This window comes from Roseovarius maritimus (assembly GCF_043355895.2).
Taxonomy (GTDB): Bacteria; Pseudomonadota; Alphaproteobacteria; order Rhodobacterales; family Rhodobacteraceae; genus Roseovarius; species Roseovarius maritimus.
Genome location: NZ_JBHFPF020000002.1, coordinates 285,734 through 300,719 on the forward strand (window position 1 = coordinate 285,734; position 14,986 = coordinate 300,719).

Genomic DNA, 14,986 nt, shown 5'->3' on the forward strand with positions numbered 1-14,986 from the left:
ATGCAGCGCGCCTCTGTTTAATCCGGGCGAAAGCACTCAAAAATTCCACCGGGTCGCACGGCGCAGGGATCGCCTCAGGCGTTGGCTTCGCGGATCTTCTCCGCCGCTTCCTTGTTGTAGGTCACGCCGTTCTGCTCGAACAGAGTGTCAAGCTCGCCCGACAGCGTCATCTCGGTGATGATGTCGCAGCCGCCGACGAACTCGCCCTTGACGTAAAGCTGCGGGATCGTAGGCCAGTCGGAGTAATCCTTGATCCCCTGGCGGATCGCTTCATCCTCGAGCACGTTCACATCGCTATAGTCGATGCCCATGAAGTTCAGCACTCCTGCCACGCGGCTGGAGAAACCGCATTGCGGCATTTCCTTTGTGCCTTTCATGAACAGCACCACATCGGATGCTTTGACGGTTTCATCGATTCGGGTCTTGGCGTCGCTCATCTCGTATCCTTCCGGTGGTTTTCGGGTGGCACTGCGCGGGCACTCAGCCCGGTGCGCGGGTTGTCAGGGCCAAGGCGTGCAATTCCCCTGCGGGGCCATCCATCTTGCCCTTCAGCGCGGCATAGACGGCGCGCTGCTGCTGAACGCGGTTCATTCCTGCAAAAGAGGGGTCGACCACCTCGGCGGCGAAATGGGCGCCGTCATCGCCCTGCACGCTGACCTGCGCATCGGGGAATGCCTCGCGGATCATCGCTTCGATATCGGTGGCAAGTATGGCCATCTGCGCGCTCCTCGATCTGCCGCCGCACTCGCGGCCTTTCGGACAGGATGTAGAGCCCCGCCCGCACGAGTGCAAGATGCAACCCTGCTCAGATGTCGCGCCCCCGCTGCAGCAGAAGCTGGAGCAGGCTGCGCTGCGGCAGGTCGCTGTCACCGCCCCCGAAGATCAGCGGCCCACTGGCATAGGATACGCCATAACTCTGCGCCAGTGTCACCACCTGCGCCAGCCCCGATATCAGCTGCGTCTTGTCCAGCCCCTTGATGGGCCGCACGAAAAGCGACCAGATCAATCCGTCGGCAATGGCATAGCGCCCGTCGAGCGCGGTATCGAAATTGGCCTGCATCATGCGCTGGAAGTCGTCAGTGCCGAGGTTATCGGCGCTGCGGATGGGTACCATCACGCGCAGACGGCCCGCGGCGCTGTCAGTCACCAACAGGACGATCTGGCCCTCGATGCTCAGCCGCCAGCCATTGCCATGCGCAACCGCGCCGGGATCAAGCGCACGGACCAGCAGCCCGAGGCGCGCGTCGCTGAGATCTGTGGGGAGGTCGCCGCAGGGCATCGCCGCGCGTGGCATGGCCTCTGCTGACGCAGGACCTCCCTGCGTTGCGCTGCCTTGCTGTGCGACCTGCCCCTGGCCCTGACCCTCGCCCGCATAGCCGGCGCCGATCGAGACCATGACAAGCGCGGTGCAAACACACACCATTAGAACTCGAAACATTGTCACTCCACCACTCGTCACACTCCAAACTGACATCACTCCCGTGCGTCGATCAACTCGCTGTGTAAAATTTTACTCAAACATGTCGGATCGGCCACGCGGCAGAGGCCGCTTGCAAGCGTTTGGCGGGCGCTGCATCCTGCGGGCGGCGCATAACTTCGCGCGGGGAAGTCACGGACGGGCGGCATGACTGAAATCACATGGGGCCTCGTGTCGACCATCAAGGCGCCCGCCGAGAACATCCTTGCGTTTGCCGCGCATCACCTGGAGCTTGGCGCACATCGCCTGCATATCTACCTCGACGAGGATTGCCCCAAGGCGCGACGCGCCCTGCGCGCCGATCAGCGCTGCACTGTCACGGTTACCGATGACGCCTATTGGGCCAAGCGGCGCCAGCGCCCGGCCAAGCATCAGGCCCGGCAGAGCGCCAATGCCACCCGCGCCTACCGCCGGGGCCCCGGCGTTGACTGGCTGGGTCACATCGACGTGGACGAATTCCTGATGCCGGGCGATGTGCCACTGGCACGTCAGCTTGCCGCCCTGCCCGCAAATACGCGCACGGCACGCATCCGGCCTGTCGAGGCGCTGGCCCAGCCGGGCGGTGGCGCGCCCCAATGGTTCAAGGCCTGCCATCCGCGCCAGCAGCCACGCAACCGCCAGACGCAGGAGATCTATCCCAGCTACGGTGCGCTATTGAATGGCGGGTTTCTCAGCCATGTCGCGGGCAAGATTTTCGTGCGCACCGGATTTGACGATGTCAGCCTGCGCATCCACAACGCATTCGGCGCGTCGGGTCGGATGCCCAATGATGTCGATCTCAACGATACACTCCTATGTCATCTGCACGCGCCCAGTTGGCAAGCATGGCAGCATGCCTACCGATACCGCCTGAACGCCGGATCCTATCGTCCGGACCTTCAGGGCGCGCCCAGTATACCCATCACGATGCACGCGCTCTTTACTGCGATCGAAACCGAGGGCGGCGAAGAGGCGTTGCGCCATTTCTACCAGGAGGTCTGCATCGCCACACCCGAGCTTCGCGCGCGGCTGGAGGCACACGGGCTTCTGCACCGGATCGACCTCGATCTGGAGGGCGCGCGCGCCCGCGTGTTCCCCGGCCAATGCTGACGCCCGCAGCCCTTCGCGCAAATTATAGCAAAGAAGGCAACAATCAGCGCCAAATACCGCCCATTGACCGCGAAACGGCACGGCCGATTGACCATTCCCCCAATCTTGGGATAAATGCGCGTCAAGGGTCCACATATGTGGAGAACCACGGGGCCGTACGGGCCCGGACCCGATCAGACGTGCGGGCCAAGTTGTGTCCGTAAGCTACGGATATACATGACTAAATTTTCCGACTTAAATCTGAACCCGAAGGTCCTAAAGGCCATCGACGAGGCTGGCTACACCAGCCCCACCCCCATTCAGGCCGGCGCGATTCCCCCCGCGCTGGAAGGGCGCGACGTTTTGGGCATCGCCCAGACCGGCACCGGCAAGACGGCCAGCTTCACGCTGCCCATGCTGTCGCTGCTGGCCCGTGGTCGCGCTCGCGCGCGCATGCCGCGCAGCCTCGTGCTTTGCCCGACGCGCGAATTGGCCGCGCAGGTGGCCGAGAATTTCGACACCTATTCCAAGCATCTGAAACTGACCAAGGCGCTGCTGATCGGCGGCGTCAGCTTCAAGGAGCAGGACAAGCTGATCGACAAGGGCGTTGACGTGCTGATCGCGACTCCCGGCCGCCTTCTGGACCATTTCGAGCGCGGCAAACTCTTGCTAACCGGCGTGCAGATCATGGTCGTAGACGAGGCGGACCGGATGCTGGACATGGGCTTCATTCCCGATATCGAGCGCATTTTTTCACTCACGCCCTTCACGCGCCAGACGTTCTTCTTCAGCGCCACGATGGCGCCCGAGATCGAGCGGATCACCAACACCTTCCTCAGCAACCCCGAGCGGGTCGAGGTCGCCCGGCAAGCCACCGCCAGCGAGACGATCGAGCAGGGCGTCGTGATGTTCAAAGGCTCGCGCCGCGACCGAGAGGCGAGCGAAAAGCGCAAGGTGCTGCGCATGATGATCGACGGCGAGGGCGACAAATGCACCAACGCCATCGTCTTCTGCAATCGCAAGATCGACGTCGATACAGTCGCCAAATCGCTCAAGAAATATGGCTATGATGCCGCGCCCATCCATGGCGACCTGGACCAGAGCCAGCGCACGCGCACGCTTGATGGCTTCCGCGCAGGCGATCTGCGCATTCTCGTCGCGTCGGACGTGGCCGCGCGCGGCCTCGACGTGCCGGCGGTCAGCCATGTCTTCAACTTCGATGTGCCCTCGCATCCCGAGGATTATGTCCACCGCATCGGACGTACCGGCCGCGCGGGCCGCGACGGCAAGGCGATGATGATCTGCGTGCCCAAGGACGAAAAGAACATGGCCGCGATCGAGGCGCTGATCCAGAAGGACATCCCGCGCCTGCCCAATCCGTTGGGCCATGCAGAGGATGCCGCGCCAGCACAGGACGCGCCTGATACCGCCGCCGACGAGAGCAAACCTGCCAAGCCGCGCCGCACCCGCAGCCGCCGCAAACCGGGCGACGCGCCGCGCGATCAGGCCGACACGCCCAAGGATGCAGCCCCGGAGCAGCCCGCCAAGGCAGATAGCCCGCAGCCCGAGGCCAAGCAGCCAGATACCAAGCAGCTCGAGCCGCGCAGTGACGCCAAGCAGGACGAGCCCGCTCAGGACGCTCAGCAGGAGAGCAAATCTTCTCGCTCGCGCAGCCGTGGCGGGCGTGGCCGCTCGGGCAATGGCAATGGCGGCGACAACAAGGTCGTCGGCATGGGCGATCATTTGCCCAGCTTCATCGCTCTCAGCTTTGAGGATCGCCGCGCGGGTTGATCCACCTCAGTACCGGACATGCAAAACGCCCCGGCCATGATGATGGCCGGGGCGTTTTCGTATTCAGCATCTGCCTCTGCGATCAGGTCAGGCGACTCACAATCACGGTGATTTCCGGCTTCTTGCCGATTTCGTTGCTGGCCGACTGGCGCGTGATGCGGCGCAGCTCGTCGTCCAGCTTGTCCTCATCGGCCAGCGTCTTCTTGGCCGCACGGTTCAGGAACTGCGCCAGATCCTCTTCCAGCACGTCCACCAGTGGAGCGTTGGAGGTGCCCGTCTCGGGCAGGCCCTTGATCTCGCACCAGGGATCGCCAAGGCTCTCGTTATCCTCGTCGAGGATCACGTTGACCGTGACATGCCCGTTCAGCGCCATGCGGATCCGGTCGCGCACAACCCCGTCCAGCGCGCCGATCCGTACCGTGCCGTCCAGATAGGTGCGGCCTGTCTCGATATGTTCGGCAGGGCCGGGCGATTTGGCGGTCAGATCGATCATCATGCCATTGACCGCAAGAACGCCGCGTACGCCCTTGGCATTGCAAATCTTTACATGCTCCCGCAGATGGCGGTGTTCACCATGCATCGGCACTACGATCTGCGGCTTGATCAAGTCATGCATTGCCTCGATATCGGGGAGGTTGGCATGGCCCGACACGTGATAGCGGCCGGAATCATCATCCACCACATCAACGCCCATTTCCGAGAACTGGTTCATGATGCGAATGACGCCGCGCTCATTGCCCGGGATCGTCTTGGACGAGAAGAGGAACAGATCCCCCTCTTTCAGCGTCACGCCCTGATACTTGCCATTCGCCAGCTGCGCGGATGCGGCGCGCCGCTCGCCCTGGCTACCGGTGACGATCAGCATCACGTTGTCGCGCGGCAGGTTCTTGACCTCTTCTGGGCTGACCGTGGACGGAAAGTTCTTCAGCACGCCCGTCTCGACAGCCGCTTCGATCATGCGGCGCATCGCGCGCCCCATCAGGCAGACGCTGCGCCCGGCCCGCTCGCCCGCCTCGGCCAGTGTCAGCACGCGCGCCACGTTGCTGGCAAAGGTGGTCGCGGCGACCATGCCCTTGGCCGAGGCCACCAGCTTCTCGATCTCGGGGCCGACGGTGGATTCAGAGCGCCCCTCATGCTGGCTGAACACGTTGGTGGAATCGCACATCAGCGCCAGAACACCGTCCTTGCCGATCTCTTCGAACATCGCGTGATCAAAGGGCTCGCCCACGCCGGGGCTGGTGTCGATCTTGAAATCCCCGGTATGCACGATGCGCCCCTTGGGCGTGTCGATCACGAGGGCCGAGCTTTCGGGGATGGAGTGCGAAATCGGTACGAACCCCACGGTAAAGGGTCCGCTTTTGACTGTCTCGGGCCAGGGCTGCACCACCTTGACCGATTTTTCGGGATGCCCATGCTCGGCCAGCTTGCGCCGTGCGATATTGGCGGTGAAGGCGCGCGCATAGACCGGCGCGCCCAGTTGCGCGTAGTAATGCGCGATTGCGCCCACATGGTCCTCGTGGGCGTGGGTGACGTAGATCGCCTCCAGGTCGTTCTTGCGCTTTTGCAGCCACGAGATGTCGGGCAGGATCAGGTCCACGCCGGGGCTGCCATCCATATCGGGGAATGTCACGCCCAGATCGACGAGAATCAGCTTTTCCTTGCCGGGTTTTCCATAGCCGTAGACATAGGCGTTCATACCGATTTCGCCCGCCCCGCCGAGGGGCAGATAGATTACACGTTCATTGCTCATGAGGCATCAGCCTTTCTTGTTGTAGTCGTGGATCACGGTCAGGCCGTGCATCGTCAGATCATCTTCAATTTCATCGAACAGATCGGCGCCCTGAGCAAAGAGCGGTGCAAGGCCGCCCGTTCCGATCACTTTCATCGGGCGCGCATACTCGGCCCGGATCTTGTCACAAAGGCCCTTCACAAGGCCGATATAGCCCCAGTAGACCCCCGACTGCATGCAGTCGACAGTATTGGTGCCGATCACGCGCGGCGGAGTCGTCACATCCACATGCGGCAGGGCCGCGGCGGCCATGTGCAGCGCTTCGAGGCTGAGGTTGACGCCCGGCGCGATGACCCCGCCCACATAGGCGCCATCCTCGGCCACTACGTCGCAGGTGGTGGCGGTGCCGAAGTCCACTACGATCAGATCACCCCCATGCCGCGAATAGGCGCCCGCCGTGTTCACCAGCCGGTCCGGCCCCACCAGCGTGCCCGCATCGACGCGCGGCTGCACAGGCAGCGCGCAATCGGGCTTGCCCACCACGATCGGCCGGCAGCCAAAGAAACGGTCCGCAAAGACGCGCAGGTTGAACACCACGCGCGGCACCGTCGAGGAAATGATCACATCGGTAATGTCCACCTCGATGCCGTAATGCTTCACAAGGGTCGAATACCAGGTGAAATAGGCATCCGCCGTGCGCGCATGATGGGTGGACGTGCGCAACGTGCACAGAAATTCCGTCCCGTCCCAGATGGAAAAGACCGTATTGGTATTCCCGCAATCAATCGCCAACAGCATCACGCCGCCCCCTGCGCAAAGAAAACATCCGCAGCCGGAATGACCCGGCGACCGCCCGGCGTAGATAGAACCAGTTGGCCATCCGCGTCCACCGTCTCGAAAATGCCGCGCGTCTCCCCTTGCATGGTGCGTGCGATCACCTCCTGGCCCAGCCGCGCGGCTCGCGCCAGCCACGCGTCCCGAATGGGCGCAAACCCTTCGGCGACGAACTCGGCCTCGCGCCGTGCATAGGCGGCGGCCAGATGGCCCAGCAGTGCCTCGGGCGGCACGTCAACTCCCGCACCGTCCCGCAAGGACACAGGCGCCACTGCCGCATCGCCCCGAGGCGGCGTCTCGGCCAGGTTGACGCCAAAGCCGATCACCAGATGCTCCATCCGCTCCGCGCTGCTGGCCCCTTCCAGCAATATCCCGGCCAACTTGCCCCCCGACAGCAGTACGTCATTGGGCCATTTCAGCGCCAGATCGACATGGGGCGCCAGTGCGCTCAGTGCGTCATGCAGCGCCAGCGCCGCCACGAAGGACCGCAACGCCGCCCGCCCCGGCGCGCCCTCGGGCCTCAGCACCAGGGAGGCCGCGAAATTTCCGGCGGGATCGGCCCATGCACGCCCTCGCCTGCCACGCCCGGCCACCTGCCGCTGCGCAAAGATCCAGGTCGGCCCCGCCAGGGTCCGCGCAAGACGGAGCCCCTCGGCATTGGTGCTATCCACCTCGCCCAGCATGCGGCGCGCATACTCTTCTGGCCAATCCGGATCTTTCATCGTTCTTCAAATACTCCCGCGCAGAGCGTGCTCAGACCGAAGGTCTGTAAAAACAAAAGCGACGCGCCGTGGCGCGTCACCTTGATTGCACATATGGGGCAATCCGCTCAGTTGACCAGCGTCGCCGCCGCTGCCTGCGCGGCCCCTTCGATGCCGAAAAGGTTGATCCCCGGCAGCCAGGCCAGCCCGATGATCGCCGCCGACACCATGAGGAAACCCCAAAGCACGGCCGATCCCGGCGGGTCCAGCGTCTCGCCCTCTTCGCCGAAATACATGTAGTAGACGATGCGCAGGTAGTAAAACGCCCCAATCACCGATCCGACGACGCCCAGCACAGCCAGCCAGACAAGCCCGCCCTCATAGGCCGCGCGCAGCACGTAGAACTTACCGAAGAACCCGACCAGCGGCGGCACACCCGCCAAGGAGAACAGCAGCACCAGCATCGCGAGCGCCCGGCCCGGATGGGCCTTGGAATAGAGGTTCAGACTGCGGATATCCGTCGTCGGAAGGCCATCCTTCTGCATCGAGAGGACAAAAGCAAAGGTGCCGACGTTCATCGTGACATAGATCGCCATGTAGATCAGCATCGCCTGCACGCCGAACTCGGTCCCCGAGGCGAGGCCCATCAGCGCAAAGCCCATATGGGCGATGGACGAATAGGCCAACAGGCGCTTGATATCCGTCTGCCCGATCGCGGCAAAGCTGCCCCAGAAGATCGACAGCACGCTCAGCACGGCGATGATCTGCTGCCAGTCGGGGATGATCCCCCCGAAGGCATCGAACACGACCCGCGCGAAAAGGGCCATCGCGGCCACCTTGGGCGCCGTGGCGAAGAAGGCGGTGACCGGCGTTGGCGAGCCTTCATAGACGTCGGGCGTCCACATGTGGAACGGCACGGCGCTGACCTTGAAAGCAAGGCCCGACATGACGAAGACGAGGCCCAAGAGCAGACCCAGAGGCGCACGGCCCTCGGCGGCATCGATGATGCCCGCAAATCCGGTTGTGCCCGCATAACCATAGACCAGCGACGCGCCATAAAGCAGCATCCCCGAGCTGAGCGCGCCCAGCACGAAATACTTGAGGCCCGCCTCGGTCGACTTGGCACTGTCACGGCGCAGGGAGGCGACGACATAAAGGGCCAGCGATTGCAGCTCGAGCCCCATATAGAGCGACATCAGATCCCCGGCGCTGACCATCATCATCATGCCGACAGTGCCAAGCGCGATGAGGATCGGATATTCGAACCGCAGTATGCCGCGCCGCGCCATGTAATCCTGCCCCATCACCATCACCGCAGCGGCGCTGATCAGGATCATGATCTTGGCAAAGCGCGAGAACCCGTCGTCGATGAACATGCCCGAGAAGGCCACATGCGTGCCGGATCCGGTCGTGCCGATCCAGAAGGCCATCGCGACGAAGAGCGCGGCGGTTAGCCAGATCAGGACGCCAGCGGCCTTGTCTTTGATCGTGTAGACCGCCCCCAGAAGGGCCAGCATCGCGTAGACCGCGATGACGATCTCGGGCAGGATAATATTCAGATCAGCCTGGATCATCTGGGCCTCCTCAATGCGCGGCTTCGGCGGTCTGGACGGCGGCGCGTCCATCTGCCAGCGCGGTGTCATATTGCGAAATCAGCGCCTCGGTCGAAGGGCCGATGATATCGGTGACCAGCGACGGGTAGACGCCCAGAAGCAGGGTCATCACCACCAGCGGCGCAAAGATCGCCCGCTCGCGGCCGGTCATGTCGCTGATCGACTTGAGGCTTTCCTTGATCAGATCGCCCAGCACCACCCTGCGATAGAGCCAGAGTGCATAGGCCGCCGAAAGGATCACGCCCGAGGTGGCGACCAGCGCGACCCATGTGTTGACCTGGAACACCCCGATCAGCGTCAGGAATTCGCCCACAAAGCCCGAGGTGCCCGGCAGGCCGACATTGGCCATGGTGAAAAAGAGGAAGATCAGCGCATAGGCCGGCATCCGGTTCACAAGGCCGCCATAGGCGTCGATCTCGCGCGTGTGCATCCGGTCATAGATCACGCCAACGCAGAGAAAGAGCGCCCCCGAGATGAAGCCGTGCGACAGCATCTGAAAGATCGCACCGTCGATGCCCTGCTGGTTGGCCGCGAAGATGCCCATCGTCACATAGCCCATATGTGCAACCGACGAATAGGCGATCAGCTTTTTCATGTCCGCCTGCGCCAGCGCAACGAGAGACGTGTAGACGATCGCAATCGCCGACATCCACAGCACCAGCGGCGTCATGACTTCGGAGCCGATGGGGAACATCGGCAGGCTGAACCGCAGGAAGCCATAGCCGCCCATTTTCAGCAGGATCGCGGCCAGCACGACCGAGCCTGCGGTCGGCGCCTGAACGTGCGCATCGGGCAGCCAGGTATGCACCGGCCACATCGGCATCTTGACCGCAAAGCTGGCAAAGAAGGCGATGAACATCAGCGTCTGCATGCCGCCCACGACGGAGAAGCCGAGCACGTTGAATGTTTCGGCATCGAAGGCGTGCCGCATCAGCGTGGGAATATCCGTGGTGCCGGCATCCGAGAACATGGCAACCATCGCGACCAGCATCAGGACCGACCCGAGGAACGTGTAGAGGAAGAACTTGAACGCGGCGTAAATACGCTCCTTGCCGCCCCAGATGCCGATGATCAGGAACATCGGGATCAGGCCCGCCTCGAAGAAGAGGTAGAACAGCACCAGGTCCAGCGCCATGAACACGCCCAGCATCAACGTCTCGAGGATGAGGAACGCGACCATGTATTCCTTGACCCGCGTCTTGACGTTCCACGATGCGGCGATGGTCAGCGGCATCATGAAGGTGGTCAGCATCACGAAGAGGACGCTGATCCCGTCAACCCCCATCTTGTATTGCAGGCCCAGCAGCCATTCACGCTCTTCCACGAACTGAAAGCCGGTATTGGACGGGTCGAAATCGAGCAGGATGAAAAGCGAGACGACAAATGTCACGACGGTCGCGGCCAATGCCACCCATTTGGCGTTGCGCTGTGCTGCCGCGTCCTCGCCCCGCAGAAAGATAGCCAGGATGGCCGCCGCGATGAGGGGGATGAACGTGGTGATCGACAGAACGTTTTCCATCAGTTTGCCCCTCCGGTGAACGTCATCCATGTGACGAGGACCGCGATCCCGATCACCATGGCGAAGGCGTAGGTAAAGATATAGCCGGACTGCGCGCGCCCCGCGAGGCGGGTAAAGAAGGGCACGATACCCATCGCCAGCCCGTTGATGCCGCCGTCGATGACGCCGCCGTCACCGCGCTTCCATAGGAAGCCGCCCAGTTTCTTGGCAGGCTGAACGAAGATCACGTCGTAAATTTCGTCGAAATACCATTTGTTCAGCAGGAAGTTGTAGAGCGGACGCTGCGCAGCCACCCATTTGCCGGGAGTCGCCGGGCTCCAGATGTAGAACCACATTGCGATGAGAAAGCCGATGGCCATGGCGATGAACGGGCTGACCTTGACCCAGACCGGCGCGTGATGCGCGTCGTCGATCACGGTGTTGTTCGCACCCATGTAGATCGCGCCCTCGGGCGCGATGCCGGGAACGACGCCGCCGGGCGCCTCCGCCTCGGCATGGGCCTCGCCCGCCTCGGTGGCCTCGCCTTCGGGAATATCGGCGGTCACCGCATCGGCTGCGGCGGCGACATCACCCTCGGCCAGCTCTTCGGTGGCTGCCACGGCGCCCTCACCGTGGGTGCCCTCGCCCTCGCTCGCCTCGGCGTGATTCGCCGGGATGCCGAAGAAGCGGTTGATCTGCGCGTGATCGCCAAAGAAGCTGCCATACCAGATCATGCCCGCAAAGATCGAGCCGATGGCCAGCACGCCCAGTGGGACCAGCATGACCATGGGCGATTCATGCGCGTTCTGATGCGTGTGCTTGTCGCCGCGCGCGGTGCCGAAGAAGGTCAGGAACATCAGGCGCCAGCTGTAGAAGCTGGTCATCAGTGCGGCAATCACCAGCATCCAGAACGCATAGCCGCCTGCCGTGCCAGCCCATGCACTCTCGATCACCGCGTCCTTGCTGAGGAAGCCGGCAAAGCCGATATGCGTCAGCGGAATGCCCACGCCGGTGATGGCCAGCGTGCCGATCATCATGGCCCAGAACGTGTAGGGCAGTTTCTTGCGAAGGCCGCCATAGTTCCGCATGTCCTGCTCGTGATGCATCCCGTGGATGACCGAGCCGGCGCCAAGGAAGAGCATTGCCTTGAAGAAGGCATGAGTCAGCAGGTGGAACATCGCCACCGAATAGGCACCAACGCCAGCCGCGACGAACATGTAACCCAGCTGGCTCATGGTCGAATAGGCGATCACACGCTTGATATCGTTCTGCACAAGGCCGATCGTCGCCGCGACGAATGCCGTGGTCGCGCCGATAAACGTCACGAAAAGCAGCGCCTCGGGCGCATATTCCATGATCGGGCTCATGCGGCAGATCAGGAAAACGCCCGCGGTCACCATCGTTGCCGCGTGGATCAGAGCCGAGACAGGCGTCGGGCCTTCCATCGCGTCGGGCAGCCATGTGTGCAGGCCAAGCTGCGCGGATTTGCCCATCGCTCCGATGAAGAGGAGGAAGGCGATCAGGTTGGCCGCGTTCCAGTCCGTCCAGAGAAAGCGCAGGTTCGTCTCGGCCAGTTGCGGCGCGGCGGCGAACACATCGTCAAAGCGGATCGAGTCGGTCAGCAGGAATAGCGCCATGATCCCCAGCGCAAACCCGAAATCGCCAACGCGGTTGACGACGAAAGCCTTGATCGCGGCGGCATTGGCCGAAGGCTTGCGGTAGTAGAAGCCGATCAGCAGGTACGAGGCAAGGCCCACACCCTCCCAGCCGAAGAACATCTGCGCCAGATTGTCTGCGGTCACCAGCATCAGCATCGCGAAGGTGAAGAGCGACAGGTAGGCAAAGAAGCGGGGGCGATAGCTCTCGCTGTCCTTGAAATTATGGTCATGGGCCATGTAGCCCATCGAATAAAGGTGCACGAGCGCCGAAACCGAGGTGACGACAATCAGCATGATCGCGGTCAGCCGGTCCATCCGGATCGACCAGCTGGTATCTAGGAGGCCCGACTGGATCCAGTCGAGGATATGGATCTGCTGCGTCGTGCCGTCATGGCCGATGAAGACCACCCAGCTGAGCGCGCAGGCAAGGAAGAGGAGCGCGGTCGAAACCCACTGCGCGCCCTTGTCTCCGATGATGCGCCAGCCGAAGCCCGAGATGATCGCGCCCACCAGAGGGGCAAAGAGAATGATCTTTTCCATGATCTCAGCCCTTCATCACGTTGACGTCTTCGACCGCGATCGTGCCGCGGTTGCGGAAGAAGCAGACCAGGATCGCAAGGCCGATCGCGGCCTCGGCGGCGGCGACGGTCAGGACCAGAAGGGTGAACACCTGCCCCGCCAGATCGCCGGCAAAGCTGGAGAAGGCAACGAGATTGATGTTCACGGCCAGCAGCATCAGCTCGATCGACATGAGCAGGATGATGACGTTCTTGCGGTTCAGGAAGAGCCCGAAGATGCCGATGACGAACAGCGTCGCCGCCACCGTCAGGTAATGTTCAATTCCGATCATGTCTGTCCCTCAGTCTTTCCTGTCGCGCGCCTCTGGCTGGGCGCCTTGGCGGCTGACTAGCCGATCAGAGAATATCCGCCAAAGATGATGATCAGCACCACCACGAGCACGACAATCGTATTTCTGGACATGCGTTTCATCCTTGGTTTGTGACGAGGCCCGCAGGCCCCGTATTGATTGATGGGGCGGGCGCCTAGAGGCCCTGCCCCGGTTTGACGTCCTTCAACTCCATCGCCTTTTTGGGATCGCGCCACATCTGGTGCAGCACGTTCTGCCGCTTGATGTCGACGCGGTGGCGCAGCGTCAGAACGATGGCCCCGATCATGGCGACCAGCAGGATCAGCCCCGCCAGCTGGAAGAGAAGGAAATACTTGTCATAAAGCAGCAGACCCAGCGCGGCCGTGTTATGCACATCCACCGGCGCCGGTGCGGCAGCGGCGGCCTCGGCCCCGGCCGAGACTTCCCACGCACCAAAGGCGATGCCGAACTGCATCAGAAGGATCACGGCGATCAGCAGCGCAAGCGGCATGTACTTGGCCATCTCGGCCTTCAGCTCGGCGAAATCCACGTCCAGCATCATCACGACGAAGAGGAACAGCACCGCGACCGCGCCGACATAGACGATGACCAGCAGCATGGCGACGAATTCGGCGCCCAGCAGCACGAAAAGGCCCGCAGAGCTGATGAAACTGAGGATCAGCCAGAGCACCGAATGCACCGGGTTGCGGCTGATGACGGTAAAGAGGCCACCGGTCAGCGCCGAAATTGCAAAAAGATAGAAGGCAAATGCCATAGCGGTCATGTGTCTTTTCCTTCCTCGTTGTCCCCGTCCAGCACTTCGCGGGCAAGATCCATCGCGCGGGTGGTGGCCGGAACGCCGGCGAACATCGACATGGTTGCGATGGTTTCGGCAATCTCGGCTTTGGTCGCGCCTGCCTCGAGGGCGTGGCGCACGGTGAGGCGCACCGCCGTATCAGCCTGCGCGCCCTGCATGGTCAGCCCTGCCAGCGTCAGCAGCAGGCGCGTCTTGGCATCAAGCCCATCGGGGTTCAAGCCCTTGCCGAAGGTCATCTCCATCAGATCCCGCGGCATGGTCTGCCACATCGCCTCGAAGGCCTTGGGCGAGAACGCTTCCATCGCTGGATTCATGGCCTTGGCCATGTCCTGCATCTGGCGCATCATCTGCTCGAAGGGGTTTTTCGCGTCGCTCATCTGTAGGGCGCATCCAGTTCGAGGTTGCGGGCAATCTCGGCCTCCCAGCGGTCGCCATTCTCCAGCAGCTTGTCCTTGTCGTAGAACAGCTCTTCGCGGGTTTCGGTCGAGAATTCGAAATTGGGACCTTCGACGATGGCATCGACGGGGCATGCCTCCTGACAGAAACCGCAATAGATGCATTTCGTCATGTCGATGTCGTAGCGCGTGGTGCGGCGGCTTCCATCGTCGCGCGGCTCGGCGTCGATGGTGATGGCTTGCGCCGGGCAGATCGCCTCGCAGAGCTTGCAGGCGATGCAGCGCTCTTCGCCATTGGGATAACGGCGCAGCGCATGCTCGCCCCGAAAGCGCGGCGATAGATAACCCTTTTCATGCGGGTAGTTCAGCGTAGCCTTGGGCGCGAAGAAATACTTGAGCCCCAGCCCCAGCCCTTTCCACACATCGCTCAGCAGAAAGTAACCGGCTGCGCGTCCATAGTCGATATTCGCCATTTCGTCAGCTCCTTGTTGTCGCTTCGGCCTGAGTCTCGGTCTTCAGCCGCGTCTTACCCTCATT

Annotated in this window: 15 protein-coding genes; 2 read left to right on the plus strand and 13 right to left on the minus strand. The window is 62.5% G+C overall.

From position 1 onward, the window contains the following. Positions 1-74: 74 nt before the first annotated feature. From grxD to ACEWPM_RS06220, 3 genes are all read right to left on the minus strand, one after another. On the minus strand, positions 75-437 hold the full coding sequence (grxD, locus tag ACEWPM_RS06210) for a Grx4 family monothiol glutaredoxin (protein ID WP_393961560.1): 363 nt from the start codon (positions 435-437) through the stop codon (positions 75-77). A 43-nt stretch (positions 438-480) separates the two neighbouring features. Continuing rightward, positions 481-717 carry a BolA family protein gene (locus ACEWPM_RS06215; RefSeq protein WP_393961561.1) on the minus strand — a complete coding sequence of 79 codons (237 nt, stop codon included), beginning with the start codon at positions 715-717 and terminating at the stop codon, positions 481-483. A gap of 88 nt (positions 718-805) precedes the next feature. Continuing rightward, complete coding sequence (locus ACEWPM_RS06220) at positions 806-1,438, minus strand: type III secretion system chaperone family protein (protein ID WP_393961562.1); 633 nt, start codon at positions 1,436-1,438, stop codon at positions 806-808. 186 nt (positions 1,439-1,624) lie between these two features. Between ACEWPM_RS06220 and ACEWPM_RS06225 the strand changes: the two genes are divergently transcribed. Then, on the plus strand, positions 1,625-2,566 hold the full coding sequence (locus tag ACEWPM_RS06225; RefSeq protein ID WP_393961563.1) for a glycosyltransferase family 2 protein: 942 nt from the start codon (positions 1,625-1,627) through the stop codon (positions 2,564-2,566). Between the two features lie 216 nt (positions 2,567-2,782). Beyond that, a complete protein-coding gene (locus ACEWPM_RS06230; protein ID WP_393961564.1) occupies positions 2,783-4,336 on the plus strand; it encodes a DEAD/DEAH box helicase in 1,554 nt (517 codons plus the stop codon). Positions 4,337-4,418: 82 nt separating this feature from the next. On the opposite strand, the gene ACEWPM_RS06235 is transcribed toward ACEWPM_RS06230, so the two are convergent. The 10 genes from ACEWPM_RS06235 to nuoI all read right to left on the minus strand — a co-directional run bounded on the left by ACEWPM_RS06235 (position 4,419) and on the right by nuoI (position 14,922). Continuing rightward, entirely contained in the window at positions 4,419-6,086 is a 1,668-nt protein-coding gene (locus ACEWPM_RS06235; protein ID WP_393961565.1) for a ribonuclease J, read from the minus strand. Positions 6,087-6,092: 6 nt separating this feature from the next. After that, the gene (locus ACEWPM_RS06240; protein WP_393961566.1) at positions 6,093-6,863 is read right to left on the minus strand and encodes a type III pantothenate kinase; all 771 of its coding nucleotides are present in this window, start codon (positions 6,861-6,863) and stop codon (positions 6,093-6,095) included. Then, positions 6,863-7,621 carry a biotin--[acetyl-CoA-carboxylase] ligase gene (locus tag ACEWPM_RS06245; RefSeq protein WP_393961567.1) on the minus strand — a complete coding sequence of 253 codons (759 nt, stop codon included), beginning with the start codon at positions 7,619-7,621 and terminating at the stop codon, positions 6,863-6,865. The genes ACEWPM_RS06240 and ACEWPM_RS06245 overlap by 1 nt, the downstream gene beginning before the upstream one ends. Before the next feature lie 107 nt (positions 7,622-7,728). After that, complete coding sequence (nuoN, locus tag ACEWPM_RS06250) at positions 7,729-9,174, minus strand: NADH-quinone oxidoreductase subunit NuoN (RefSeq protein ID WP_393961568.1); 1,446 nt, start codon at positions 9,172-9,174, stop codon at positions 7,729-7,731. 10 nt (positions 9,175-9,184) lie between these two features. After that, positions 9,185-10,732: an NADH-quinone oxidoreductase subunit M gene (locus tag ACEWPM_RS06255; protein ID WP_393961569.1), complete on the minus strand. Its 1,548-nt coding sequence runs from the start codon at positions 10,730-10,732 to the stop codon at positions 9,185-9,187. Beyond that, positions 10,732-12,909, minus strand: coding sequence for an NADH-quinone oxidoreductase subunit L (gene nuoL / locus ACEWPM_RS06260; RefSeq protein WP_393961570.1), 2,178 nt, complete (start codon positions 12,907-12,909; stop codon positions 10,732-10,734). The genes ACEWPM_RS06255 and nuoL overlap by 1 nt, the downstream gene beginning before the upstream one ends. Before the next feature lie 4 nt (positions 12,910-12,913). Further along, the gene (gene nuoK, locus ACEWPM_RS06265; RefSeq protein ID WP_108690608.1) at positions 12,914-13,219 is read right to left on the minus strand and encodes an NADH-quinone oxidoreductase subunit NuoK; all 306 of its coding nucleotides are present in this window, start codon (positions 13,217-13,219) and stop codon (positions 12,914-12,916) included. A gap of 193 nt (positions 13,220-13,412) precedes the next feature. After that, entirely contained in the window at positions 13,413-14,021 is a 609-nt protein-coding gene (locus ACEWPM_RS06270) for an NADH-quinone oxidoreductase subunit J (RefSeq protein ID WP_393931516.1), read from the minus strand. Next, positions 14,018-14,431, minus strand: coding sequence for a carboxymuconolactone decarboxylase family protein (locus tag ACEWPM_RS06275; protein WP_393961571.1), 414 nt, complete (start codon positions 14,429-14,431; stop codon positions 14,018-14,020). Before ACEWPM_RS06275 ends, ACEWPM_RS06270 begins: the two co-directional genes overlap by 4 nt. Beyond that, positions 14,428-14,922: an NADH-quinone oxidoreductase subunit NuoI gene (gene nuoI, locus ACEWPM_RS06280; protein WP_281968130.1), complete on the minus strand. Its 495-nt coding sequence runs from the start codon at positions 14,920-14,922 to the stop codon at positions 14,428-14,430. Before nuoI ends, ACEWPM_RS06275 begins: the two co-directional genes overlap by 4 nt. Positions 14,923-14,986 lie beyond the last annotated feature (64 nt).

What these genes read in the sequence shown, in the direction of transcription:
- grxD (WP_393961560.1), bottom strand. Translation starts at nt 437, where the DNA reads ATGAGCGACGCCAAGACCCGAATCGATGAAACCGTCAAAGCATCCGAT.
- ACEWPM_RS06215 (WP_393961561.1), bottom strand. Translation starts at nt 717, where the DNA reads ATGGCCATACTTGCCACCGATATCGAAGCGATGATCCGCGAGGCATTC.
- ACEWPM_RS06220 (WP_393961562.1), bottom strand. Translation starts at nt 1,438, where the DNA reads ATGTTTCGAGTTCTAATGGTGTGTGTTTGCACCGCGCTTGTCATGGTC.
- ACEWPM_RS06225 (WP_393961563.1), top strand. Translation starts at nt 1,625, where the DNA reads ATGACTGAAATCACATGGGGCCTCGTGTCGACCATCAAGGCGCCCGCC.
- ACEWPM_RS06230 (WP_393961564.1), top strand. Translation starts at nt 2,783, where the DNA reads ATGACTAAATTTTCCGACTTAAATCTGAACCCGAAGGTCCTAAAGGCC.
- ACEWPM_RS06235 (WP_393961565.1), bottom strand. Translation starts at nt 6,086, where the DNA reads ATGAGCAATGAACGTGTAATCTATCTGCCCCTCGGCGGGGCGGGCGAA.
- ACEWPM_RS06240 (WP_393961566.1), bottom strand. Translation starts at nt 6,863, where the DNA reads ATGCTGTTGGCGATTGATTGCGGGAATACCAATACGGTCTTTTCCATC.
- ACEWPM_RS06245 (WP_393961567.1), bottom strand. Translation starts at nt 7,621, where the DNA reads ATGAAAGATCCGGATTGGCCAGAAGAGTATGCGCGCCGCATGCTGGGC.
- nuoN (WP_393961568.1), bottom strand. Translation starts at nt 9,174, where the DNA reads ATGATCCAGGCTGATCTGAATATTATCCTGCCCGAGATCGTCATCGCG.
- ACEWPM_RS06255 (WP_393961569.1), bottom strand. Translation starts at nt 10,732, where the DNA reads ATGGAAAACGTTCTGTCGATCACCACGTTCATCCCCCTCATCGCGGCG.
- nuoL (WP_393961570.1), bottom strand. Translation starts at nt 12,909, where the DNA reads ATGGAAAAGATCATTCTCTTTGCCCCTCTGGTGGGCGCGATCATCTCG.
- nuoK (WP_108690608.1), bottom strand. Translation starts at nt 13,219, where the DNA reads ATGATCGGAATTGAACATTACCTGACGGTGGCGGCGACGCTGTTCGTC.
- ACEWPM_RS06270 (WP_393931516.1), bottom strand. Translation starts at nt 14,021, where the DNA reads ATGACCGCTATGGCATTTGCCTTCTATCTTTTTGCAATTTCGGCGCTG.
- ACEWPM_RS06275 (WP_393961571.1), bottom strand. Translation starts at nt 14,431, where the DNA reads ATGAGCGACGCGAAAAACCCCTTCGAGCAGATGATGCGCCAGATGCAG.
- nuoI (WP_281968130.1), bottom strand. Translation starts at nt 14,922, where the DNA reads ATGGCGAATATCGACTATGGACGCGCAGCCGGTTACTTTCTGCTGAGC.